This is a genomic window from Pseudocnuella soli (genome assembly GCF_004347775.1).
GTDB classification, from domain to species: domain Bacteria; phylum Bacteroidota; class Bacteroidia; order Chitinophagales; family Chitinophagaceae; genus Flavisolibacter; species Flavisolibacter aquaticus.
In genome coordinates this window covers 1,140,529-1,161,694 of the sequence record NZ_CP037755.1, presented here as the reverse complement: position 1 = coordinate 1,161,694, position 21,166 = coordinate 1,140,529, and the positions used below count along the sequence as shown (strand labels likewise).

The 21,166-nt window shown below is 49.2% G+C and carries 23 protein-coding genes; 11 read left to right on the top strand and 12 right to left on the bottom strand.

Annotation, left to right across the window (positions count from 1 at the left end; genetic code table 11):
- Positions 1 to 58 precede the first annotated feature (58 nt).
- Positions 59 to 862 (bottom strand): TIGR00266 family protein, encoded by an 804-nt coding sequence (locus EPD17_RS04945; protein WP_114236534.1) that lies wholly within the window; start codon positions 860 to 862, stop codon positions 59 to 61.
- 244 nt (positions 863 to 1,106) lie between these two features.
- On the opposite strand from EPD17_RS04945, the gene EPD17_RS04940 reads away from it, so the two are divergent.
- Positions 1,107 to 3,962 (top strand): M16 family metallopeptidase, encoded by a 2,856-nt coding sequence (locus tag EPD17_RS04940; RefSeq protein ID WP_132052276.1) that lies wholly within the window; start codon positions 1,107 to 1,109, stop codon positions 3,960 to 3,962.
- A 148-nt stretch (positions 3,963 to 4,110) separates the two neighbouring features.
- Complete coding sequence (locus EPD17_RS04935; protein ID WP_132052274.1) at positions 4,111 to 5,874, top strand: ABC transporter ATP-binding protein; 1,764 nt, start codon at positions 4,111 to 4,113, stop codon at positions 5,872 to 5,874.
- Positions 5,875 to 6,029: 155 nt separating this feature from the next.
- On the opposite strand, the gene EPD17_RS04930 is transcribed toward EPD17_RS04935, so the two are convergent.
- Both EPD17_RS04930 and EPD17_RS20080 read right to left on the bottom strand, forming a co-directional pair.
- The gene (locus EPD17_RS04930; RefSeq protein ID WP_132052272.1) at positions 6,030 to 6,365 is read right to left on the bottom strand and encodes a DUF2752 domain-containing protein; all 336 of its coding nucleotides are present in this window, start codon (positions 6,363 to 6,365) and stop codon (positions 6,030 to 6,032) included.
- A 25-nt stretch (positions 6,366 to 6,390) separates the two neighbouring features.
- Positions 6,391 to 6,855: a TM2 domain-containing protein gene (locus tag EPD17_RS20080; RefSeq protein WP_204743305.1), complete on the bottom strand. Its 465-nt coding sequence runs from the start codon at positions 6,853 to 6,855 to the stop codon at positions 6,391 to 6,393.
- Positions 6,856 to 7,126: 271 nt separating this feature from the next.
- Between EPD17_RS20080 and EPD17_RS04920 the strand changes: the two genes are divergently transcribed.
- Positions 7,127 to 7,750, top strand: a complete 624-nt coding sequence (locus EPD17_RS04920; protein ID WP_132052270.1) for a M23 family metallopeptidase — start codon at positions 7,127 to 7,129, stop codon at positions 7,748 to 7,750.
- 255 nt (positions 7,751 to 8,005) lie between these two features.
- Here EPD17_RS04920 and EPD17_RS04915 read toward each other — a convergent pair whose 3' ends face one another.
- From EPD17_RS04915 to EPD17_RS04905, 3 genes are all read right to left on the bottom strand, one after another.
- Positions 8,006 to 8,695, bottom strand: a complete 690-nt coding sequence (locus EPD17_RS04915; RefSeq protein ID WP_132052268.1) for a 3-keto-disaccharide hydrolase — start codon at positions 8,693 to 8,695, stop codon at positions 8,006 to 8,008.
- Between the two features lie 34 nt (positions 8,696 to 8,729).
- Positions 8,730 to 9,911: an MFS transporter gene (locus tag EPD17_RS04910; RefSeq protein WP_132052266.1), complete on the bottom strand. Its 1,182-nt coding sequence runs from the start codon at positions 9,909 to 9,911 to the stop codon at positions 8,730 to 8,732.
- A 173-nt stretch (positions 9,912 to 10,084) separates the two neighbouring features.
- Entirely contained in the window at positions 10,085 to 11,389 is a 1,305-nt protein-coding gene (locus EPD17_RS04905) for an autotransporter outer membrane beta-barrel domain-containing protein (RefSeq protein WP_132052264.1), read from the bottom strand.
- A 651-nt stretch (positions 11,390 to 12,040) separates the two neighbouring features.
- Here EPD17_RS04905 and EPD17_RS20300 point away from each other — a divergent pair.
- The 5 genes from EPD17_RS20300 (at position 12,041) to EPD17_RS04885 (ending at position 14,621) form a co-directional block, all read left to right on the top strand.
- On the top strand, positions 12,041 to 12,163 hold the full coding sequence (locus EPD17_RS20300) for a hypothetical protein (RefSeq protein WP_262707876.1): 123 nt from the start codon (positions 12,041 to 12,043) through the stop codon (positions 12,161 to 12,163).
- Positions 12,164 to 12,364: 201 nt separating this feature from the next.
- A complete protein-coding gene (locus tag EPD17_RS04900; protein WP_114236526.1) occupies positions 12,365 to 12,778 on the top strand; it encodes a hypothetical protein in 414 nt (137 codons plus the stop codon).
- Between the two features lie 173 nt (positions 12,779 to 12,951).
- Entirely contained in the window at positions 12,952 to 13,227 is a 276-nt protein-coding gene (locus EPD17_RS04895; RefSeq protein ID WP_132052262.1) for a hypothetical protein, read from the top strand.
- 137 nt (positions 13,228 to 13,364) lie between these two features.
- A complete protein-coding gene (locus tag EPD17_RS04890; RefSeq protein ID WP_132052260.1) occupies positions 13,365 to 14,090 on the top strand; it encodes a hypothetical protein in 726 nt (241 codons plus the stop codon).
- Between the two features lie 57 nt (positions 14,091 to 14,147).
- Positions 14,148 to 14,621, top strand: coding sequence for a hypothetical protein (locus EPD17_RS04885; protein ID WP_132052258.1), 474 nt, complete (start codon positions 14,148 to 14,150; stop codon positions 14,619 to 14,621).
- A gap of 81 nt (positions 14,622 to 14,702) precedes the next feature.
- On the opposite strand, the gene EPD17_RS04880 is transcribed toward EPD17_RS04885, so the two are convergent.
- Positions 14,703 to 15,146, bottom strand: a complete 444-nt coding sequence (locus tag EPD17_RS04880; protein ID WP_114236522.1) for a hypothetical protein — start codon at positions 15,144 to 15,146, stop codon at positions 14,703 to 14,705.
- A 146-nt stretch (positions 15,147 to 15,292) separates the two neighbouring features.
- Between EPD17_RS04880 and EPD17_RS04875 the strand changes: the two genes are divergently transcribed.
- Both EPD17_RS04875 and EPD17_RS04870 read left to right on the top strand, forming a co-directional pair.
- On the top strand, positions 15,293 to 15,694 hold the full coding sequence (locus EPD17_RS04875; protein WP_132052256.1) for a hypothetical protein: 402 nt from the start codon (positions 15,293 to 15,295) through the stop codon (positions 15,692 to 15,694).
- Positions 15,695 to 15,729: 35 nt separating this feature from the next.
- Positions 15,730 to 16,074, top strand: a complete 345-nt coding sequence (locus tag EPD17_RS04870; RefSeq protein ID WP_132052254.1) for a hypothetical protein — start codon at positions 15,730 to 15,732, stop codon at positions 16,072 to 16,074.
- A gap of 123 nt (positions 16,075 to 16,197) precedes the next feature.
- Here the strand turns inward: EPD17_RS04870 and EPD17_RS04865 are convergent, their stop codons facing one another.
- From EPD17_RS04865 to EPD17_RS04845, 5 genes are all read right to left on the bottom strand, one after another.
- A complete protein-coding gene (locus EPD17_RS04865) occupies positions 16,198 to 17,421 on the bottom strand; it encodes a PQQ-dependent sugar dehydrogenase (protein ID WP_132052252.1) in 1,224 nt (407 codons plus the stop codon).
- Between the two features lie 172 nt (positions 17,422 to 17,593).
- Positions 17,594 to 18,289, bottom strand: coding sequence for a DUF4397 domain-containing protein (locus tag EPD17_RS04860; protein ID WP_114236519.1), 696 nt, complete (start codon positions 18,287 to 18,289; stop codon positions 17,594 to 17,596).
- 184 nt (positions 18,290 to 18,473) lie between these two features.
- Entirely contained in the window at positions 18,474 to 18,905 is a 432-nt protein-coding gene (locus tag EPD17_RS04855) for a hypothetical protein (RefSeq protein ID WP_132052250.1), read from the bottom strand.
- 101 nt (positions 18,906 to 19,006) lie between these two features.
- Entirely contained in the window at positions 19,007 to 20,059 is a 1,053-nt protein-coding gene (locus tag EPD17_RS04850; protein ID WP_132052248.1) for an ATP-grasp domain-containing protein, read from the bottom strand.
- Positions 20,056 to 20,424 carry an aspartate 1-decarboxylase gene (locus EPD17_RS04845; protein WP_114236516.1) on the bottom strand — a complete coding sequence of 123 codons (369 nt, stop codon included), beginning with the start codon at positions 20,422 to 20,424 and terminating at the stop codon, positions 20,056 to 20,058. Before EPD17_RS04845 ends, EPD17_RS04850 begins: the two co-directional genes overlap by 4 nt.
- A gap of 197 nt (positions 20,425 to 20,621) precedes the next feature.
- On the opposite strand from EPD17_RS04845, the gene EPD17_RS04840 reads away from it, so the two are divergent.
- Positions 20,622 to 20,939 carry an HPF/RaiA family ribosome-associated protein gene (locus EPD17_RS04840; protein WP_162303891.1) on the top strand — a complete coding sequence of 106 codons (318 nt, stop codon included), beginning with the start codon at positions 20,622 to 20,624 and terminating at the stop codon, positions 20,937 to 20,939.
- Positions 20,940 to 21,166 lie beyond the last annotated feature (227 nt).

The following is a 21,166-nucleotide window of genomic DNA, read 5'->3' as shown; positions in this document are numbered from 1 at the left end:
TGATGGTTCAGCGCCCTTTCGTATAATTTACTGTCAACTACCAACTATCAACTGCTCCCTACCATCCATCTCCGTCCAACACATTACCCAGTCCGCCAAGCACACTGCCTTCGCCTTTTCGGGTAGTGGTGCCGTATTGCAAAATGCGGCTGGCCAGCCGGCTTACCGGTAAGGTTTGGATCCACACCCGGCCGGGGCCGCGCAGCGTGGCAAAGAACAGCCCTTCGCCGCCGAAAAAAGTATTTTTAATCCCGCCTACAAACTGGATGTCGTAATCAACCGAAGGGGTAAAAGCCACCAAACAGCCGGTGTCCACTTTCAGCATTTCGCCGGGTTGCAGATCGCGTTCCACAATATGTCCGCCAGCGTGTACAAATGCCAGCCCATCGCCTTCCAATTTTTGCATGATAAAACCTTCGCCGCCAAACAGGCCAGTGCCCAGTTTGCGCTGAAACTCGATGCCCACACTCACCCCTTTTGCCGCACACAAAAACGAATCTTTCTGGCAGATCATTTTGCCGCCCAGCCGCATCAGGTCCATCGGAATAACCTTGCCCGGATAAGGCGATGCAAAAGTTACTTTTCTACGGCCTTGGCCCACGTTGGTAAAGGCCGTCATAAACAGGCTTTCGCCGGTGAGCAGGCGTTTGCCGGCACCCATCAGTTTGCCCAAAAAGCCTTTTTGCTGGCTACTGCCGTCACCAAAAATCGTTTCCATCTGAATGCCGTCATCCATCATCATAAAGGCGCCACTTTCTGCAACCGCGGTTTCGTTGGGATCAAGCTCAATCTCCACGCACTGCATTTCTTCGCCCAGTATTTTATAGTCTATTTCATGTGATCGTTGGGAATAAGGAGTCATGTTCGGTAAAATTTTGGCTAAAATAAAAAAGAAAACCCGACGCCGCCAACGGCACAAATAACACAATGCATGCACGGCAAAGCAGCGGTACAAACGGCAAGCGGCCCGCAGGGCCTTGTTATAAAAAAATGACAAGCGGTAAAAACTGCAACCCCGCTTTGCAGTAACTTGTAGCCCTCATTCAACACTGCACAAAGGCACTGCAACCGGTGCCCGCAACCATTGATCATCAACACAACGACACATGAAGAAAAACAAAGTACTGGTGCTTGCCGCCGGTGCGCTGCTGCTGGTAAGCACGGCGTTTGGGCAGGCCAAGCTGGTGGAAAAGGTAACCAAGACCGGCACTGAGCTGGTCATTCCTTACGAAAAATATGTTTTACCCAACGGCCTTACCGTTATTGTACACGAAGACCACAGCGATCCCGTGGTGCATGTGGATGTAACCTACCACGTAGGTTCGGCACGTGAAGAGATCGGCAAATCGGGGTTTGCACACTTTTTCGAACACATGATGTTCCAGGGCTCCGACAACGTGGCCGACGAACAGCATTTTAAAATAGTAACCGAATCGGGCGGCACACTGAACGGCACCACCAACCGCGACCGCACCAACTATTTTGAAACCGTACCCGCCAACCAGCTCGAAAAAATGCTGTGGCTGGAAGCCGACCGTATGGGCTTTTTGCTGGATGCAGTAACGCAGCAAAAATTCGAGATCCAGCGGGCTACCGTAAAAAATGAGCGGGGACAGAATTACGACAACCGCCCTTACGGACTGGCTTTTGAAAAAGTAAGCCAGGCGCTTTACCCCTACGGCCATCCCTACTCCTGGCTCACCATCGGATATGTAGAGGACCTGGACCGGGTGAATGTGAACGACCTCAAAAACTTTTTCCTGCGCTGGTATGGCCCCAACAACGCCACGGTAACCGTTGGCGGCGATGTGAAGCCTGCCGACGTGGTGAAGCTGGTAGACAAATATTTTGGTTCCATTCCGCGTGGCCCCGAAGTAGCACCGGTTACCCTGCCTGCTGCGCAGTTGGGCAGCACCCGTTATACTTCGTATGTAGACAACTATGCACGCCTGCCGCTGCTGGCCATTACCTACCCGACCGTGCCCAACTATCACCCCGATATGGCGCCACTGGCATGCCTGGCGCAGGTGCTGGGCCAGGGCCGCAACTCTGTGCTGTACCAGCAGTTGGTAAAAAAACAACTGGCACTGAACGCCAGTGGTTTTTCGCAACTGTCGGAGCTTTCCGGCGAGCTGATGTTCCAGTTTATTCCATTGCCGGGCAAAACCCTGGCCGACATGGAAGCACTATACCGCGCTTCGCTGGATTCGTTTGAAGCCCGTGGCGTAACGACTGAAGACGTGGAAAAATTCAAGGGCGGCATCGAATCGCAATTGATCAATGGCCTGCAAAGTGTTTCGGGCAAGGCTTCGCAGCTGGCGGCCTTCCAAACATTTACCGGCAACCCCAACAAAATTTCCGAGTTGCTGAAAATGTACACTTCTGTTACCAAGGAAGATGTAATGCGGGTGTACAACCAGTACATCAAAGGCAAGCCGTCGGTGGTGCTGAGCATTTTGCCCAAAGGGCAGGAAAAAATGGCCGCTGCACCGGACAATTTCAAGATCGATACATCGGGCTACAAAGCGCCGGATTACGGCTATGCAGGCCTCAACTACAGCAAAGCAAAAGACAATTTCGACCGCAAAAAAGTACCGGGCAACGGTGCTAATCCCGTGGTGAAAGTGCCTGCATTTTGGCGCAAGAACCTGCCCAACGGCGCTAAAGTAATCGGCACCCAAAACACTGAAGTACCGCTGGTTACATTTTCGGTTACCATTCCGGGTGGTCACCTGGCGCAGGCCGGCGACCTGAAGAAAGCAGGCCTTGCTTCACTGTTTTCTGATATGATGGCCGAAGACACCAAGAACTACACGGCCGAACAAATGGCGGTGGAATTGCAAAAACTGGGTTCATCCATTTCAGTTAGCAGCAGCACCGACGGTATTGTTTACTCCGTACAATCGCTGAAGAAAAACTTCGACAAAACGCTGAAGCTGCTGGAAGAGCGGATGCTGAACCCGAAGTTTACAGAGGATGCATTTACCCGCATTCAAAAGCAAACACTGGAATCGTTTAAAGCACAAAAGGCACAGCCCGATGCAGTGGCCGATGCCGTTTTTGCAAAACTAAACTACGGCGACAACCACATCCTGGGCATGCCGCAGGAAGGCACCGAGGAAACCGTGAAAGCCATCACACTGGCCGATATCCAGAATTACTACAACAACTACATGACATCGGTCGATGCCAACGTGGTGGTGGTAGGCGATATCACCGAAGCCGAAGTGACTCCCAAACTGGCGTTCCTGAACAAACTGCCGAAGAAAAAAATCACACTGGCCAAGATCGATCCCACACCGGCAGTAGATAAAACCAAAGTGTACCTGGTGGATGTGCCCAAGGCTGCACAAAGCGAGTTTCGCGTGGGTTACACTACCGGGCTCAAATACGACGCAACCGGTGACTACTACAAGGCTTACCTGATGAACTGGCCGCTGGGCGGCGCGTTTAACAGCCGCATCAACCTCAACCTGCGCGAGGACAAAGGCTGGACCTACGGTGCCCGCTCTTTCTTTAGCGGCGATGAGCATTCCGGCGACTACGAGTTTAGCTCGGGCATTAAAGCCGGCGCTACCGACAGCGCACTGGCCGAGGTAATGCGGGAAATAAAAGAGTACGTGCAAAACGGACCTACGCCTGATGAAGTGGCCTTTATGAAAAGCGCCATTGGCCAGGCCGATGCCCGCAACTACGAAACCGGTTTCCAGAAAGCCGCGTTTGTATCGCGGATCCTGAACTACAACCTGCCGGCTGATTTTGTAGCGCAGCAAGCCAAAATTTTGCAGGGCATGACACCGGCGCAAATGAAAGCCATTGCACAAAAACAACTGAAACCCGAGCAAATGAACATCCTGCTGGTAGGCGACAAAGCCACCATTATGGAAAAGGTTAAAAAGCTGGGTTACGAAGTGGTGGAACTGGATGCCGATGGCAAAAAAATGGAAGGCAAAACTTTTTAAAAAAAGCAGGGCCAACCTTTAATCCGCAAGTTTGTTTATAGTTATAGGGCGCCTCCGCAAGGGGGCGCTTTTTTTATCCATAAAATACAGCGCAACCAACTGCCCGGCACTATTGCAGCCCGGTGCGTTTTTTGACGAATAATGTTACATGCAGATTCTTTGGCGTTACCTCCAGCCACACCGTCCGCTTTTGTTGCTATCGCTTTTACTGGCCACTGTAGCGCAGTTGCTCACCCTTATCGACCCGATCATTTTTGGTAAAATCATCGACGACTATGCCAACCAACGCGGCAGCCGCCCCGAAAGCGAATTGATCAATGGCGTGCTTTTTTGGCTGGGCGTTGCCGTTGCGGTGGCATTGGCAGCGCGGCTGGCAAAGGCTTTCCAGGAATATACCACAAGGCTGGCTGTGGCGCGTTTTGGCATGCAAATTTTCAACGATGGGCTAAAGCAAACCCTGCGTCTCAACTTCCAGGAATTTGAAGAAAGCCGCAGCGGCGAAACCCTTTCGGTGTTGCAAAAAGTAAAGACCGACACGGAACGGTTCATCAACTCATTCATCAACGTTGTTTTTTCCTCCATCGTTGGCATTGGCTTCCTTATTTGGTACAGCATCACCAAAAACTGGATGCTCATTCCAGTTTTTGTAATTGGCATTTTGGTGCTGGGCAGTGTTACCGGTTTGTTGTCCAAAAAAATAAAAACCGTGCAGCGCTCCATCAACCGCGAAACCAATAAAATGAGCGGTGTGATCACCGAAAGCCTGCGCAACATTGAGCTGGTAAAAAGCCTCGGGCTTACGTTTCCGGAAATACGCAGGCTGCGCGAACAAACGCAGAAGATCTTCGAACTGGAAATGATCAAGGTGCGGAAGGTGCGAACGCTTTCTTTTTTGCAGGGCACCACGCTCAACCTGTTGCGGCAGTCCATCCTGTTTATTTTGCTATGGCTTATTTTCCGCAATGTGCTCAGCACCGGCGAGCTCATTACCATGCAATTTATTTCCACCGGCATTTTTGGCCCGCTGCAGGACCTGGGCAACATCATTTTGCAATACCGCGAAGTGGATGCGTCCATTCACAACTTCGATACGTTGATGCACAAACCCATTGAGCAACGCCCCGAAAACCCGGTGGAGATCGGGCCGCTGCAAAACCTGCGTTTTGAAAGTGTGGTATTTAAACACAAAACAGGATCGGGTAATGCCATCGACGATATTTCTTTTTCGGTAAAAGTGGGCGAAACCATTGCGTTTGTAGGGCCTTCGGGCTCGGGAAAAAGTACGCTGGTAAAATTGCTGGTGGGCCTGTACAAACCGGTGAGCGGCGCCATTTATTTTAACGAAGAAGGATCGGATGAAATACGCTACAACGAGCTGCGCCGGCAGATTGGTTTTGTAACGCAGGATACGCAATTGTTTGCCGGCACCATCAGGGATAACCTGTTGTTTGTAAAAGCCGACGCAACCGATGCCGAAATACTGGAAGCCCTGCACAAAGCGGCTTGCGAAGGATTGCTGCAACGCAGCGAAAAGGGCATTGACACCGTGCTGGGCGAAGGCGGCATGAAATTGAGCGGCGGCGAAAAGCAACGCATTTCCATTGCCCGTGCCCTGCTGCGCAACCCACGCCTGCTGATCTTTGATGAAGCAACTTCGGCACTGGATTCACTGACCGAAGAAAGCATTACAGCCACCATCAGGTCTATATCTGCCAGCCGCGAACAGATCACCATTTTGATTGCACACCGCCTCAGCACCATCATGCATGCCGATACTATTTTTGTGTTGGAACGTGGCCACGTGGTGGAAACCGGCAACCATGCCGACCTGCTGCAGCAAAAAGGCTTGTACTACGCCATGTGGCGCCAGCAGGTGGGCGAACGCAGGGAGCGGGTGCACCGGCCGGATTGAGGTGGTGAATGGGCAGTGGTGAATGGTGAATGTTTGGATCGTGAAACGTCAAACGTGAAATGTGAAAGAGTAAAATTTTTATGTTGTAGTTCTAAAGAAAAGGCCGCTCTATTGAGCGGCCTTTTCTTTAGAACATTGTTGCTTTCAAAATTGGGCTAAACCAGTTTGCTGTTGAGTGCAGTGCGGTAGAGGCGCATGAGGCGCATTTCTTTAAAAAACCATTGTACCCAAATAATGGCCACCGCCGGCAGTGCAATAAAAGAACCCATGTTGTAGGCAAAAGCATTTTCAAAATCGAGGTGTATGAGGTGCTGGCAGGCACGGGTCATGCCGCAACCGTAACACTCAAAGTCGAACAATACTTTGGACAAACAAATGCTTTCTCCATGATCGAAAAAGTCGGCGGGCAGCGCCAGCAAAACGGGCGGCAACAATACAATGAGCGCCAGTTTGGCCAGGGTAAAATAGTAGCGAAAAGATACCGAACGCATAGCAGTTACTGGTTTGTTGGTAAAATTAAAGCGTAGTAGCGTACTCGCTTCCGTTTGGCTTCAACGTGCCCATGATGATGCGCACCAGGTCGATCAACGCCCATACACCGCAGCCACCAAGGGTAAGCAACTGTACCACACCTTGCCAGGTGTAACCCAGGTAAAAACGGTGAATGCCCAGGCCGCCCAGCAGGGCAACAAGGATCAGGGCAATTACTTGCGATTTGCCTTCGGCTGCAGGAGCGCTGCCTTTCGTAGCGATCTTTTTACCAAAAACTTTGAGGGCAATTTTTTCCTTCATCGTCAGCTTGCTGCCTTTGACGTTGGTAGCCATTGCTTTCATTTGCTTGTACGAAACTTTGCCAACGGCAGGTGCTTCGGTAGCTACGGCAACAGGCTCAGAAACTTTGGAAGAAGGAAACGCGGCGGTTAAAGACACCACCATTACGGCGGCCATTAAAAAGCCGCTCACTTTTTTAAATACGTTCATAACGCAGGAGTTTGGGTTTAAAAATTCTGGATCAAATATATAGGCACAGTTGAGGCATTCAAACTTTTTTTCCGGACCAATGGTTAAATAACTATTTGAATAAAGTACTTCATCTTTAAACAAAAAAGGCGCTGTTGCAAACACAACGCAACTTGCCGCCGGCTAAACTTTTTGTTTTCCCAAAATACCGGAAGGCTTTTTTCAAAGCCAGCAAAACGATGGTGTATTTTTTGATACCTTCAAAACCGTGCAGTACCGAATTACATACCCTTTGTTGCTTCTTTCAATCACCGCTTTTTTGGTAGGCTGTGTGGCGTCGAAAGACCCGCAGAGCGCCACTGCCCGCAACCTGCAGCGGGGTCGCCTGAAGGAAGACACCAGTTTTGTTTACGCCTTGCCTTATCCCAAAGGCAAAAGCTACCTGATGGTACAAGGATATTTTACCCGATTTTCGCACCGCAATCGTGCCGCTATTGATTTTAAAATGGCTGAAGGCACACTGATCAGCGCGGCCCGTGATGGTGTGGTGGTACGCACCGCCGGCAACAACAACAAGGGCGGCTGGAACCGGAGGTACCGGCCATTTGCCAACTATATTGTTATTGAACACGAAGACGGATCAAGGGCCGGTTACTGGCACCTGCAAAAAGATGGTGTGCTGGTAAATGTTGGAGATACGGTGCGGCAGGGCCAGCCCATTGGCCGAAGCGGCACGACGGGCTTTTCGCTTTTTCCGCACCTGCATTTTTTTGTATGGAGCAATAAAGGCGGCAAATGGTCGCAACTACCCACCCGCTTTCAAACCAAGAGCGGCGCCCGATACCTCAAGCCCATGCGGTCGTACACCAGCGTGGAACCTGAAGGCGAGCAGGAGCATTTAGCGGGAAAGAATTGAGGGGAACGTCAATCGTGAATGCGCAATGGTGAATGGAGGAAGTCGTCAAACGTGAAACGTGAAGGTTTGATGATTTTGATTGAATGTAAAATGCAGTTGTGCGTTTTCAATTTTTTTTACACTATTTGTGATAATTAAAAGGGCTTTTTTTTAATACGCCACATTTCGTTTTACTCTTCACATACATAGTTCCCTCTTTCACGATTGACGTTTCACGTTTCACGACTCAAAATTCACCATTGCCCATTCACCACCTCAATCCGTGCTCACCTTTTTGATCGGTGTCAGCACCACTTTGCGGAACTCCACTTCGGCGCCTTCGGCCTGCAATGCAATCTGGCCTTTTTTGGCAGTAGCTTCATATCCGTAATTCACCATGGTGCCGTTTACCCACACCACAATTTTATCGCCTACGGCTTCAATGGTCATGCTGTTCCATTGGCCCAGCGGCTTTTCCGAATCATCGGTCAGGTTGGGAATGCGGCGCAGCTTGCCATCCACTGAGCCCCATTTTTCTTTGGGACCGCGGCGTTTTTCCATATCGGGCACCACAATGTCTTCACCAATCACCCAAAAGTCGCCGGCGTTTTGGTGCATCATCTGCACTTCAATGGATTTGGGAAACATGCCGTACAGGTTGCGGGGTGTGGAGGCATGCACCAGCACGCCACAGTTGCCCGGGTCGCCGGCAAAACGGTATTCCACTTCGAGGCGGTAGTTTTCAAATTTCTCGTCGGTGATGAGGTGACCACCGGGTTTGCCCATGCTCACCAGCAAACCGTTGCGCACCAAAAACGGGCTGCGTGCCGTGCTGTCTTTATCCATCTGCGGCACATCGGCATGCCAGCCGCTGAGGTCTTTTCCGTTAAACAGGGAACGCGATTGTGCAGTGGCGGTATTTACCCACAAACAAAAAAGGGCTAATGGCAGCAACAATGTTTTCATAGAGGCCAAGTTAACCCATTTTCTTGTGCAAGCATCAGGGCTGCGGCATGCCCTTGCCCTTTCTGAATTTTACCAGCAAATAAATAAGCCCCGCCAATGATACCAGCGCCGATGCAAAAAAGATGGGCGGCACCATGTGCATGCGATCGGCAAAGGCCCAACCCGCAAGTAAGGCGCCTAAGCCAATGCCTACTTCCAAAGCAATGTACATAGTGGCCATGGCACGACCACGGTATTCGGGTAAACTTAAATCGGCTGTAAGCGCATTAGATGCCGGCGAAAAAAGACCGGTGGCAATGCCATAAATAAATGCGCCCACCATCAGCGCCACCACCGATTGTGCCCAGCCAATGATCAATAGCGAAACAACCAACAGCGCAGATGCCCATTTTAATACAGCAATGCGCCCATGCCGGTCGGATACGCGGCCTGCGGCAAAACGCACCAGCAAAGAAGCAACCGTAAACACAATAAAGAAAGTGCCTTTGTTGCCCACACCCAGGTGGCTGCTCCAGTCGGGTACCAGTGTGAGCACAGCGCCATAACTTACATATCCCAACAGCGTAATGATGGCTGCCGGCAACACGCGGGGCTCCAGTATTTCATGCGCCGACAGTTTTAAAAAAGCAAATTTAAACCGCTGCTTTTCGGGATGTGTTTCGGGCAGGTTTCCCAAAATAACAATGGACAATAAGGCAAAAAGTGAGGAAGTATAAAACAGCCCGTTGATACCGTATTGCGCCGTTACAAATGAACCCAGCGCGGGCCCGATGGCCATGCCTGTGCTGAAGCAAATGCCGTGAAAACCCATGGCCTCGCCCCAGCGGTTTGGCGCCACCACATCTGCAATATAAGCCGCCGTGGCAGTGGGTTTGAAGCCGGTGGAAAAACCATGAAAAAGCCTAAGCGTAAGAAAGCCTGCAACAGTGCCCAGCAACGGGTATAAAAAGCCGCATACAAAGCAAACCAGCGAACCAATGGCCATTACCGGCACCCGGCCAATGGTATCGGTGAGCTTGCCACTAAACGGCCGCGAAAGACCTGCTGTAACGGTGAACAGGGCAATGATCAAACCTTTGTACTCGGCGCCACCCATCGAACTGAGGTATGCCGGCAACTCGGGAATGAGCATATTGAACGAAGCAGAAAAAAGAAAAGACGAGGCACACAACAATCCAAACTTCAGCGTATAAAGCCGCCCCCCGGTATCAGTCATCAAAATGTATTTCTGTTAGAGCTGCAAAGGTAAATGCAGGGCGTTCGGATAACGCACTACTTTTTTGATGCAATCCACAATTGTTGCTATCAAACATTGTACAGCAAAGCCCCGCATTGCTGCGGGGCCCGTTACCAGAATGTCGATGAAGTATAAGCATGTACACATGTACCTTACTGATCCATGTGTTTTTTCTTATCCTTTTTCTTATTCATTTTTTTGGTGCTTTTGTTGCTGCTGTCGCCAGTGGTATTACCATAAGCGTTGTTATTATCCACGCTGTTCAGGTTGGTAGTGCCATCAGTTGTAGTAGCGCCGTTTACACCAGTGCTGTCCGATTTGTTTGTAGTAGTGTTTTGCATATCGGTGCCACTTGTTGTGTCTGAAGCATTATCAGTAGTAGTGGCATCTGTTTGCATTTGATCAGCCGAAGTGTTGGTGCCGTTCATACCATTGGTACTATCGGTAGTAGTGCGGGTGCTATCGGTACCAGTGTTGGTATTATTCCAATTGCCCTGTGTACGGGTGCTGTCGGTCTGGGTGTTCATGCTGTTGTTGGTAGAACCGCTTTGCTGACCGTTGTTCCACTGCTGTGTCCCATTATTCATCTGCTGGCCATTGTTCATACCCTGCTGGTCAACACTCATTGATTCGGTTGGCGCAGGTGCTACATAAGCACTGCCATCTTCGTTGATCATTTCAGACCGTACGGTACCGTTTTCAATAATGCGTACATGGTAATGTGCACCTTCCACAGGATCCACAACAGTTGTTGTGTTCATAGTAGTACTGCCGCTAACATCTGTACCGGTGTTTACGGTATTAGTACCATTGTTGCTCATGTTAGCCGAAGTGTTGCTGTTCACAGTTGCACTGCTATTGTCCATAGTAGCGCTGCCGTTTACCGATGCAGTTCCATTATTGCTCCAGGCAGCGTTGGCGCCACTTTGCATCATCGTGCCGCTTTGATTGTTGCTGGTGCTGCGCATCATCGTTACATCATACACTTTATCGCCGTACAGTTCCTGCACTTTGGCCATTACATTGTCGGGTACAAAGGTTGACATAATAGGCAGTGCAATTGCAAAGCTTTGGCCGTTCATGCTGTAGTACCGACGTGCCATTTTACCCTCATTATCTTTGTAGTTTACACGCCAGTATTCGTTCGATTGTTCCCACTGTGCATCAGTACCGGTGGGTACTTCCTGGCCAAAGGTGCGCAGTACATTCGATGGCACTGCAGCGCCATAAGCGTTGTAGTTGCCGGTGCTTTGCTGGGTGCTGGCATCACCAGTTGTTTTCTTGTCCCACTTGTCGCTTTTGTTTTGCTGCATGGTGTTTTGTTGCATGCTGCTGTTGTCTGTGCTGGAACGCACCGGGTTACCGGTTGTGCCGGTGGTTGAGTCCGTGCCTGTTTGCTGCGCCCATAGCAAGGTGCCAGAGCTGGCCAGCAAAAGGGTCATAAATGTTCTTTTCATCCTGTTTGTTTTTTTGGTTAGCAACGAAATATGCACACTTATTACAAGTAGTGTGCCTGTAACAACTCTGCAGCACGATTTTTTATTCAGGCACAACAGTTTCAAACAGGCTACAGCAGAGGATTTTACCCTTTTACAAAGCAGGAATACACTGCGTATTATCAATGAGCAGCAATCAAAAGATCATAGAATATTAACGTGGTAAAAATGTAATTGCTTTCACAAAAGCGAACCGCATTTGTTGAATCGATTGCCAGACTATTACACAAGAAACAACAGATTCAAGCCACGATATTTTTTATTACAAGTTGTAGAGGAATATTCATTTCATAACATCACCACCACTCAAGTGAATTGATGTTTATTAAATAACTGCGATAGCATAAATAAGCATTCATTTTTCATCAACACGAAACATCACGATAACATAATACAGCAGTTGTGTTGATCGCATGTATAGCACAAGTATGGAAATTCGATGCAACACCAACATCATCGCAAACAAGCAATGCATGTTCTTTAGTTCATGAAATAATTATTGCTACAAAAAACATACGCCTACAAAACCCATGAAATAACAACAGCAATTACATGCGCTATTTAATTGATGCATGTACATAATGAATACGTACACCCGTAAACCGCCGTCACATGATTAAAATAAAACATACCGATAAAAAAGTAGCCCGTTTTGTAGTTGGGTATAATGGAACAAAGGACGCCAAACCCTTTACCAGCAAGGGTTTTACCAAATATTTAAATAGTTTAGGATAAAAAACAAGAACAAAAATTGGTTTGCACCAGCATTTTTACCGGTATACTTTTGTATCAGATCAGCGCTACAAACCGTATCCAACTTCAGTAGCACACAACAAGTCTGATCGCCCTACCGATTGCACGCCTCTGATGATTGCCCGCCGCGTTTGCTTACCAGAAAAGAAATTTTTATTAACGCAATCCATTAAAACGATCATTATGAAAAGTGTAAACATCAACAACATCGTGAAAATCATATTTTTCACAGCAGTAATCGCCCTCTTTACCTTCGGCACTGTACTCACTGCAAATGCACAGGAAGGCGGCAACAAAGAAAACGTAGAAATCAAGTACCTGGGTGCAGTAGGCAACAACCCTATCTTCCAGGTGGAGTTCGATAACCTGGAGGAAGAAGAGCTGTTCATCACCCTGAAAGACTCTGACGGCAACACACTGTACTCCGAGAAATTCAAAGAGAAAAAATTCTCTAAAAAATTCCAGGTTGAACGTGCTGACGAAGACCTGCGTGTGATCCTGACCATTGCCAACAAGAAAGGCAAGTTCTCACAGCAGTATCAAATCAACCGCAACACTCGCATTGTGCAGGATGTGTTTGTAACCAAAGTACGTTAATCAACCCCAAGTTTGTTTTGTTTTTCAAGAAAGCTCCGCCACTGTGCGGAGCTTTTCATTTGGGGCAGTTCATCGGTAATAATTACCACTTGAAGTAACATTTACCCCAGCTTAACGAAACCTACTTCCTGTTGCACCGCCTGTATTGTAGCTTGTATTGAAACAACAATCCAATGACCACGAATACCAACACCACACCACTGTATCACAACGAGGCACTGATTGAAATTGTAGCTTACTCTTTTTCGCCCTACGATCAAAAGCCACGCAGCTTCAACGATAAAAAGGTGTACCTCGATATTTTGTTTGTGCATCCACGCACCGACGAAGCCATCATGCTGCGCACCACTGCTGCAGCGCACATGCTGTACCAACCCAAAGACCAGATTGAACATGCAGTACACCGCGAGGTACGCACTGCACTTTCTTTTTCAGGCGCCACTGCCTGAACGTTCAAAAGCACTCATTCGGCTGCCTGCAACCGGGCTCCGTCTTTTTAACACGCGGCTCGCCACAACTTGTTTTATATTTATTCGGCCCGGCTTTATACATCGGGCTTACCTGTTGGTTGCAGGTTGCTGCGTTCATGAAAAAATTGATTTGCTCCATACTGTTTTACCTCACTGCGCATGTGGCTGCAGCCACTGCCATCGTGGTTATTGTTACACCCCAATATATTTTACTGGGCACCGATAGCAAACGACAGGTGCTTGATGCAAATGCAGTGGTGCAGGCAAACCAGCAGGTGTGTAAAATTCAAAACGTAGGTGGTTATTATTTTGCACTGGCTGGCTTTACTTCATCGCAGGCTTCGGGCTATTCTGCTTCGCAAATTGTGGCAAAGCAACTGCAGCAAGCTGCCAGTTACGAAACGGCCATCAGCAACATTAAACAGGAACTAAAAAATATTTTGGCAAAAGAATTAAAACAGCGGCAGCAGCAACAGCCCGCTGCATTTGCACAACTGCTCTCCACCGACGAACCACTGTTGGAACTGGTGGTGCTGCGCCTGCAAAACGGCGTGCCGCAAATGGAGATCATTGGCTTTGAAAAAGGCGCCGGCAGCCAGGTGGCTGTGGGCAGTTACACCGCCCGTTGTCCCGGCGATTGCCCGCCCGGAAGCCAGCAGATCTATTTCATGGGATCATATAGCGGCATGGAGCACTTCTTGGCGCAACAGCGGCCGTTTACCGAACCTGCAATGTTGGTAAAACAACTCATTATGGAGCAGGCAAAAGTTACTCCTTCATCGGTTGGTGCACCGGTAAATATGGTGCGCTTTTCGGCCGACGGCACCGAATGGATCAAATGATTGTGCAACAAACAACAATTGCCTCCCACTTTTCTGCACTTACCGTAAACTTGCTCCATGAAAGCAGCCAGCATCAGTGAGATTAAAGCGGAACTAAAAGGCAAAACAACAGCGGAGCTGACCGAGCTGTGCCTGCGCATGGCGCGGGCCAAAAAAGAAAGCAAGGAACTGCTTACCTACCTCCTGTTTGAGGCTGATGATGAAGAGGCGTACAAACGCAGCGTGATCGCTGAAATTTCGGAATACATGACGGAGGTAAACACGGGCAATTTATACATTGCAAAAAAGCAACTGCGCAAAGTGTTGCGCATTACCGGCAAATACATCAAGTATTCGGGCAACAAAGCCACCGAAGCCGAACTGCTCCTGCATTTCTGCACCGAAATGAAAGCGCTGGGCATACCACTGAACCGCAGCACAGCGCTATCAAATTTGTTTACAGCACAACTCAAAAAAATTGTAGCCGCCGTCGCTACTTTGCACGAAGACCTGCAATATGAATACAAAGATCAAATTGCTGCATTGCGGTGATAGGGAATTTAAAGTTTAAAGTCTAAGGTTTAAAGTTGGAAAAATCAGTTGAACACTAAACCATAAATTTTAAACCGTACACTAAAACTTCAGCTTCATAATCGCCGAAAAGTCTTCTGCAATATCATCTTCCCAGGCATGCGTCAATAGCCGCTCAAATGCGGTTTTATGAAACCGCGTATTCTCGCCGTAAATATTCGGCGTACTGTATTCGCCAAACACAAAAATGCCTTCTGCACGGCGGCAAAAATTAAGGCGGTAAGTGAGCCGGGGCTGCGCAGTTTTGTGCACCATCAGCTCCAAGCTATTGATCGACGAATGTATGGGCGATGCAGCGGCCATTACCTCGGCGCGGAGGTTTTGAAACGTGTTGAGCTGATCGCAAATATTTTCAAATGCAGGCCTTGCCTTTTGCTCCAAAAACTCCTGTATGGTGGCAAAATCGGCCGTAGAAAGTTCCGGCACTTTTTTCTCAAAGCCCTGCGATTTTATAACGTCATCTAATTGCTGTCTCCAGTCAATCATAGGTTGTCAAGTTTAAATTCCAGCACAGTTCCTCAGAGGCAGCAGCAGGGGTTGCAGGTTTTTAGTGGCTTAAAACGCACCGAGGCTCCTTTTTATTGCCCACCCGCCGGCCTTGCCGCCTGCCGCCGCCTCCCTACTTTTGCGCCATGATTTCTGCCCATGAACTGCGCCCCGGTAACCTCATCCTGCAAAAACTGTCCGGCAAAATTGCCATGACGCCCTGTACCGCGGCACATTTTGCCATGCTGGACCGTGGCGAAGGCGCCACCCTGTACCCTGTTGTGCTGAAGCCCGAACTGCTGGAACGGTGCGGTTTTGCAGAAAATATGGACTACCCGCTGCGGCCCGGGGCCCGCGAGTTCAGGCTGGTGCTGCCGGTAATTGGCGGCGCCGATACCCAACTGGCCGGCTATGTAAAAAGCAACGGCGAATGTTTTGCCCGGGCAATGGTAAACGGCGCTGCGGCCAGCAATAATGTGCACCAGCTGCACCAGTTGCAAAACCTGCATTTTGCCCTCACCGGCGCTGAATTGGAACTAAAAAAGTAAAGATGGAAAGCGTAAACTTTTAAACAAGCACGGCCATGAACAGTGAAGCGTATAAAGCATTGATCAGCCAGAAAAACGTTTTGGACCACACCACGCTTAATGTAACCTTAAAAGAGTTGGCATCGCGGCAGGAGGCCCAATTAGCCGATAAAATAAAAGGAATCATCGAGCACAATAAGATTCCAAAGCCCGAACAACACGCCCAACCTTTTGCTACTGCTACCAATTATTATACTGTAAATCTTGAGGCGGACGAAATTGATCGGATCGTTGATGTTTTGTTCGGCCTAGAAGAAAGCCATACGGGTGAAAACGGCGAGCCCACACCTACCGCATCTTTTTATGCTTCGCTGGTGGATAAATGGAATGCATTGATGTAAATACAGCGCGCCATTTCTTAAATAAATCGCATTGAATGCTCAGCTGTTTTTCATTAAGCACAACTGAGTTCAAACAAAATAAGGCCGGTTTGCACCAGCCCTATTTTGTTTTAAGCAACAGTCTTATTGCTTGGCAATGCGGTACAACCGGCCGCCATCGGTAACGGCGTACAACGCACCATCTTTGCCTTGGGTAATGTCCCTGAACCGCTGCCCTTCATTGGCCAGCAGCCGCTCTTCGCCCACCACTTTATTGTTGTTCAAAACAATGCGGGCAATATGGTTGCTGTTGAGGCCGGCAATGAACAGGTTGTTTTTCCATTCGGGTATAGCATCGCCGCTGTAAAACGTCATACCGCTGGGCGACAACACCGGATCCCAATAATAAACAGGTTGCTCCATACCTTGCTGCTGCGTAATGCCTTCGCCTACTTTCTGCCCGTTGTATTCAATGCCATAGCCAATGGTTGGCCAGCCATAGTTTTTGCCGGGCTGTATGATGTTGATCTCATCGCCACCACGCGGACCCATTTCCGACTCCCACAGGTCGCCGGTTTGTGGGTGAAAGGCAAGACCCTGTGGGCTGCGGTGGCCATAAGAATAAACTTCGGGGCGTGAGCCAATGGTGGGGTTGCCCGGTGCGGGCTGCCCGTCTTTTGTGATACGGATCATTTTACCCAGCCCCGAATTAGGGTCCTGCGCCTGCGGGCGGGTTACCAGGTCCGATCGTTCGCCGGTGGAAATGATCAGGTTGCCGGTTTTGTCAATCACCACGCGGCCGCCAAAATGCTTGTCGCCGTTGTATGCAGGCGTAGCGCGGTAAATAACCGAAGCATTTTCTATCCGCTTCTCGTCTGCCGACAGCGCACCTTTTGCCACCGCAGTCAGGTTTCCGCCTTCAACATCTTCCGAAAATACCCAGTATACCATCCGGTTGGAGGCAAAATCGGGGTCGATGGCTAGCCCGAGCAAGCCGCCCTGACCTTTGGAGTTTACCGGTGGCAGGCCGGTAATGGGCTCGGTTAGCTGGCCGGCAGTGGTGGCAATGCGCATGGTGCCGCCTTTTTGGGTAATGAGCAGCCGGCCATCGGGCAGTGCAGCAATGCCCCAAGGACTTTGCAATGCAGTGCTGATGGCGGTGCCTGCATAAGGCGTTTTTGTGGTTACGCTGCCAATGCGGGTTTGCCCTTCAAACGCAGGTTTATAACTGGTGTTGGGTGCACGGGTTTCTACCGGGGCGCCGGTGCTCCCGGTATCGTTGCTGCTGCCGCCGTTGGTAGAGGAACTGGCAGAGCAGCCGGCAAATACAATGGCCGAAGCCAGCACAAAATTTACTTTACAAAACATGATTGGTTGATTAAGGGTTGAACAAGCAATGCTACCGCAGAAAAAATGATACCACTCACATCGAAATGCATATCATTTTCAAAACATTGCGCGGTGCACAAAGCCATAAAAAAAGGCAAAGCCATCTGTTACCAATGACTTTACCTTTTTGTTTTTGAAAAAATTGGCGTGCTTAGTTGTGCACGATTACTTGTGCGCCCAGTGCCTGTGCACCGGTGCCGGTGAGTAAGCCTTTGGCAAATACGGTATAAATTTTACCAGCCTCAACTGTTACTGCAGGCAGTTGCAGCGCTACAGCGCTTTGTCCGGCCAAACGTACATCCAGGTTGTAGGTACCTGCGGGGATGGCGGTGAAAGTAGCTCTTGCAGCGTTGGTGCTCTGATCATTGAATGATCGGTTAGCGAACAGCACATCACCACCTCTTGCAGCAATGTCAACTGCTGGTGCATCGGGCGACAGGTGGAAAAAGCGAACGTGGGCCTGGCCCGCCGCCGGCGCTGTAAGGTCGTCCATTACTACCGAAGCCGAAATGTTGTTTACTGTGTTTACAGCCAGCACCGAATAGTTGGCATTGGCATTAAGCTGCGCGTTGGCATCAATTACATAATTGGTGGTGCCGGTTGGCGACACTTTAAAATTGGCAGCGCCTGCATTTACATTCAAATACTGTGTGTTGCTTGGGAAAGCGAGGTTAGATGCAGCAACAGTATTGTTCACACGAACGTCAACAGCAGGCGCATTTGGCGAAGCATGTACCACCATTACACGAGCCTGTTGGTTCGCGGTATCATCTTCGTCCTCGGAGCAGGAAGTTGCAAAAACACTCAGGGCAGCAATAGCCCAGATTTTCAGAAAGACATTTTTCATACGTTAGGGGTTTTGATAAATGTTAACGCAGAATGCCACGTTTTAGTTGAACAGGATGTAAAAAAATTTTGTGCAGCAGAGGTTAAGCACATCCTTGTTTAAGCCTTGGAATGTGACAAATAAAAATGCCTGAACGCAACAGCAACAGGCATGTACAAACGAAATTAATTGTTGGGTAATTTGATCAATCCCAGTCGTCCCAATCCCACCACTCCGATTCGTTTTCTTCATTATTGCCTTCCACAAAAAGAGGTACTTTTCCGTACAGCCCTGCAGCAAAAACGTCGGGGCCGCGGTAAATGCGCACTCTTAAATCAGCGCCAATATAATAGTTCATCCATCCGGTAAGTTGCAGCCCTGCTTTAACCGGGGTAGCTTTTGCAAACTCAACAAAAGGCCCTGCCGAAAGGCCGGCAATGCCGATACCGGTTTGCGCTTCGCTGTATAAGCGGAACTTGCCTTTTTGAAATTCAAACCCTGCATCCACACCGTAGGGAATACCTTTTAGCCACCAGCAGGAAGCTTCCACCGCAAAACTGGGCTTTACTTTCTTGCCTTCAAAATTAAGGTGCAGCATGGGGCCTACCATTACAACCTGCGCAAATGCCGCCGCCATAAAAAAAAGCAAAGCAAAACGAAGAGGCCTTTTTTCATGGGCCTAAAATAGCATTACGGCTCAGCTGGCGTAGGCAAAAAAGGCTGAACGGCAATACCAGTTTACGACAGCACCAGTGTTTTATCCAGCGCCTTCAATTGGTCGAAATGTTGCCGCATGCCCTTCATAAATCGGCGGCCTTCGGCGGTGGACGGAACGCGAAAACCCCGATCCCTGTTGGCTTTGCTTATACGGTATAAAATATCCCAGTGGCGGGCAATTTCGGCGTAAGCACCGCCCAAACTATAAGTGCCGGTAAATACATGGTTGGGCACCGAGCCGGCACCATTAAACTCTAGGATGTAAAAATTTTTGCCGGTGTGCAAGTCGGTTTGCTGGTGGCATTTAATATCGTACCGGCCGTAATGAAACTGGCTCTGGTGGCTGATCTCATCAAACACGGCAGTCAGTTGTGCATCGATCAGGTGCTGCAGGTTTTTAAACCGGGCGCCGTTCACCAGGTTGGCCACATGCGATAAAACCAGCGTTTCGCCGTCCGGCAATACCTCGTTCATTTTGGCACCCCAATGGCGCACAGCGGCATCGTAATAAGGCCGGGTGTCGGCATTGCGCTGCACCAATTGCGCCACCGTGTTGCGGCCATTGCCCTGCACCTGCAACAGGTCTTTTTGTATCAATGCAGTAATGGTGCCGCAGTCGGTGCCAGGCATGCGGTAATAAAAAATGCTCACCTCCAGTGGATGGTCCAAATACTCCTGCACCAGGTAAGCTGCCGGCATGCGGTTGTGGTATTGCGCCAATTGCGCGGCACCTTCCAGCTTGCGAAATAAGATGCCTTTCATCCCTACATCGGGCTTGGCAATAAGCGGGAATTGCAGGCCGGCGTTGGCCACCTGTTGCAGCACTACATCGTACGGCGTACCGGGCTGTACCACTACTGTTTTTGGACACAAGTGTGCCGGCAATTGCACGTATTGCTCACTTTTGCTTTCGCCTTCAAAACCGCCGTAGGTAATGGTAGGATTGGCTGCCGCAAAATACCACAGCGACCTGCTGCGGGCATAGTTGCGCAGCCAGGCGGGCAGCAGCGGTGCATAAAAAACGGGAAAAGGCCAGTGTTCCCACTGGCCTATACGCTTCCGCCATCCGCTCATTGAAAGCTGTATGTTTTTACTTCTTTCAGGCGGTTCATTTCATCGGCGTAAATAATGCGGGGTTCAAAGCCTACGGCTTCTGCTTCATCAAAATATCCATAAGCCAGCACGTGTATTTTATCGCCTTTGCTGAACAGTTTGGAAGCAGCGCCATTCAGTGTTACAAAACCTTCGCGTTTGCTGCGCACCACGTAGGTTACAATGCGGTTGCCATTGGTTAGGTTATTTACATGTACCAGTTCAAAAAGGCGCAGGCCCGATGCTTCAATCAGCTCATCGGGCAGGGCAATGGAGCCGGGATAATTTTCAGAGCTTTCGGAAACAACAAGCTGCTGCACTTTGGTACGCAATAATTGGATCTGCATATATGGCGTTTAGGGGTGAGGAGTGCCCTCCCCGCAGGGTGGCATCTGACAACATAAAAAAATTAAGCCATAAAGTAGTGCTTTTTTGACAAGTGCATGTACGCCTGCATGCATTAATTTTAGGTGGCAACGACACGCGGTGCCAGCGGTTTTTTGTTGGTATGAAAATGGTAGCCATTGCACAAAAATATTACGCTATGGATGTGATCATACAATCTTTAGGATTTAAAGCAGGCGAAGTGCTGGAAAGTTATGTTCGGGAAAAACTGGAAAAACTAAACCCGAGCGATCATATTGTACGGGCCAATGTTACCCTGTTCCTGGGCCCCGACAAAGCCACGCCCAGCACCTATTGCGAAATAAGACTGGAAGTGCCCGGCCCCGATTTGTTTATTAAAGAATCGGCTGTGGAATTTGAGCAGGCCGTTGATGAGTGTGTGAACAAGCTGCAGGCGCAATTGCGCAAGGCAAAAGAAAAGCAGGTGGATCGCTGGCAGGGAAAAGTGAACGAGTAAATATGTAGCCGCAACTTATTAAATATTGCTGCAATAAAACGACTAAAGAGGCCTGCCACAATTGTGGCGGGCCTCTTTGGTTTTGTAGAAAAACGTTGTACAAAAATTTTGTGCTTACATTTTAAAAAGCATGTGCGATGGAAGATGGTTGCTTTAGTTTTTTTGCGCCTGCAAAATTTCAACCAATATAAACAGAGGTAATGATGCGAATAGCCTATTACGTTTAA

Bases quoted from the DNA above. Each gene is read 5' to 3' on its own strand.
- EPD17_RS04945 (WP_114236534.1), bottom strand. From the start codon at position 862: ATGACTCCTTATTCCCAACGATCACATGAAATAGACTATAAAATACTG.
- EPD17_RS04940 (WP_132052276.1), top strand. From the start codon at position 1,107: ATGAAGAAAAACAAAGTACTGGTGCTTGCCGCCGGTGCGCTGCTGCTG.
- EPD17_RS04935 (WP_132052274.1), top strand. From the start codon at position 4,111: ATGCAGATTCTTTGGCGTTACCTCCAGCCACACCGTCCGCTTTTGTTG.
- EPD17_RS04930 (WP_132052272.1), bottom strand. From the start codon at position 6,365: ATGCGTTCGGTATCTTTTCGCTACTATTTTACCCTGGCCAAACTGGCG.
- EPD17_RS20080 (WP_204743305.1), bottom strand. From the start codon at position 6,855: ATGAACGTATTTAAAAAAGTGAGCGGCTTTTTAATGGCCGCCGTAATG.
- EPD17_RS04915 (WP_132052268.1), bottom strand. From the start codon at position 8,695: ATGAAAACATTGTTGCTGCCATTAGCCCTTTTTTGTTTGTGGGTAAAT.
- EPD17_RS04910 (WP_132052266.1), bottom strand. From the start codon at position 9,911: ATGACTGATACCGGGGGGCGGCTTTATACGCTGAAGTTTGGATTGTTG.
- EPD17_RS04905 (WP_132052264.1), bottom strand. From the start codon at position 11,389: ATGAAAAGAACATTTATGACCCTTTTGCTGGCCAGCTCTGGCACCTTG.
- EPD17_RS20300 (WP_262707876.1), top strand. From the start codon at position 12,041: ATGATTAAAATAAAACATACCGATAAAAAAGTAGCCCGTTTTGTAGTT.
- EPD17_RS04900 (WP_114236526.1), top strand. From the start codon at position 12,365: ATGAAAAGTGTAAACATCAACAACATCGTGAAAATCATATTTTTCACA.
- EPD17_RS04895 (WP_132052262.1), top strand. From the start codon at position 12,952: ATGACCACGAATACCAACACCACACCACTGTATCACAACGAGGCACTG.
- EPD17_RS04890 (WP_132052260.1), top strand. From the start codon at position 13,365: ATGAAAAAATTGATTTGCTCCATACTGTTTTACCTCACTGCGCATGTG.
- EPD17_RS04885 (WP_132052258.1), top strand. From the start codon at position 14,148: ATGAAAGCAGCCAGCATCAGTGAGATTAAAGCGGAACTAAAAGGCAAA.
- EPD17_RS04880 (WP_114236522.1), bottom strand. From the start codon at position 15,146: ATGATTGACTGGAGACAGCAATTAGATGACGTTATAAAATCGCAGGGC.
- EPD17_RS04875 (WP_132052256.1), top strand. From the start codon at position 15,293: ATGATTTCTGCCCATGAACTGCGCCCCGGTAACCTCATCCTGCAAAAA.
- EPD17_RS04870 (WP_132052254.1), top strand. From the start codon at position 15,730: ATGAACAGTGAAGCGTATAAAGCATTGATCAGCCAGAAAAACGTTTTG.
- EPD17_RS04865 (WP_132052252.1), bottom strand. From the start codon at position 17,421: ATGTTTTGTAAAGTAAATTTTGTGCTGGCTTCGGCCATTGTATTTGCC.
- EPD17_RS04860 (WP_114236519.1), bottom strand. From the start codon at position 18,289: ATGAAAAATGTCTTTCTGAAAATCTGGGCTATTGCTGCCCTGAGTGTT.
- EPD17_RS04855 (WP_132052250.1), bottom strand. From the start codon at position 18,905: ATGGCGGCGGCATTTGCGCAGGTTGTAATGGTAGGCCCCATGCTGCAC.
- EPD17_RS04850 (WP_132052248.1), bottom strand. From the start codon at position 20,059: ATGAGCGGATGGCGGAAGCGTATAGGCCAGTGGGAACACTGGCCTTTT.
- EPD17_RS04845 (WP_114236516.1), bottom strand. From the start codon at position 20,424: ATGCAGATCCAATTATTGCGTACCAAAGTGCAGCAGCTTGTTGTTTCC.
- EPD17_RS04840 (WP_162303891.1), top strand. From the start codon at position 20,622: ATGGATGTGATCATACAATCTTTAGGATTTAAAGCAGGCGAAGTGCTG.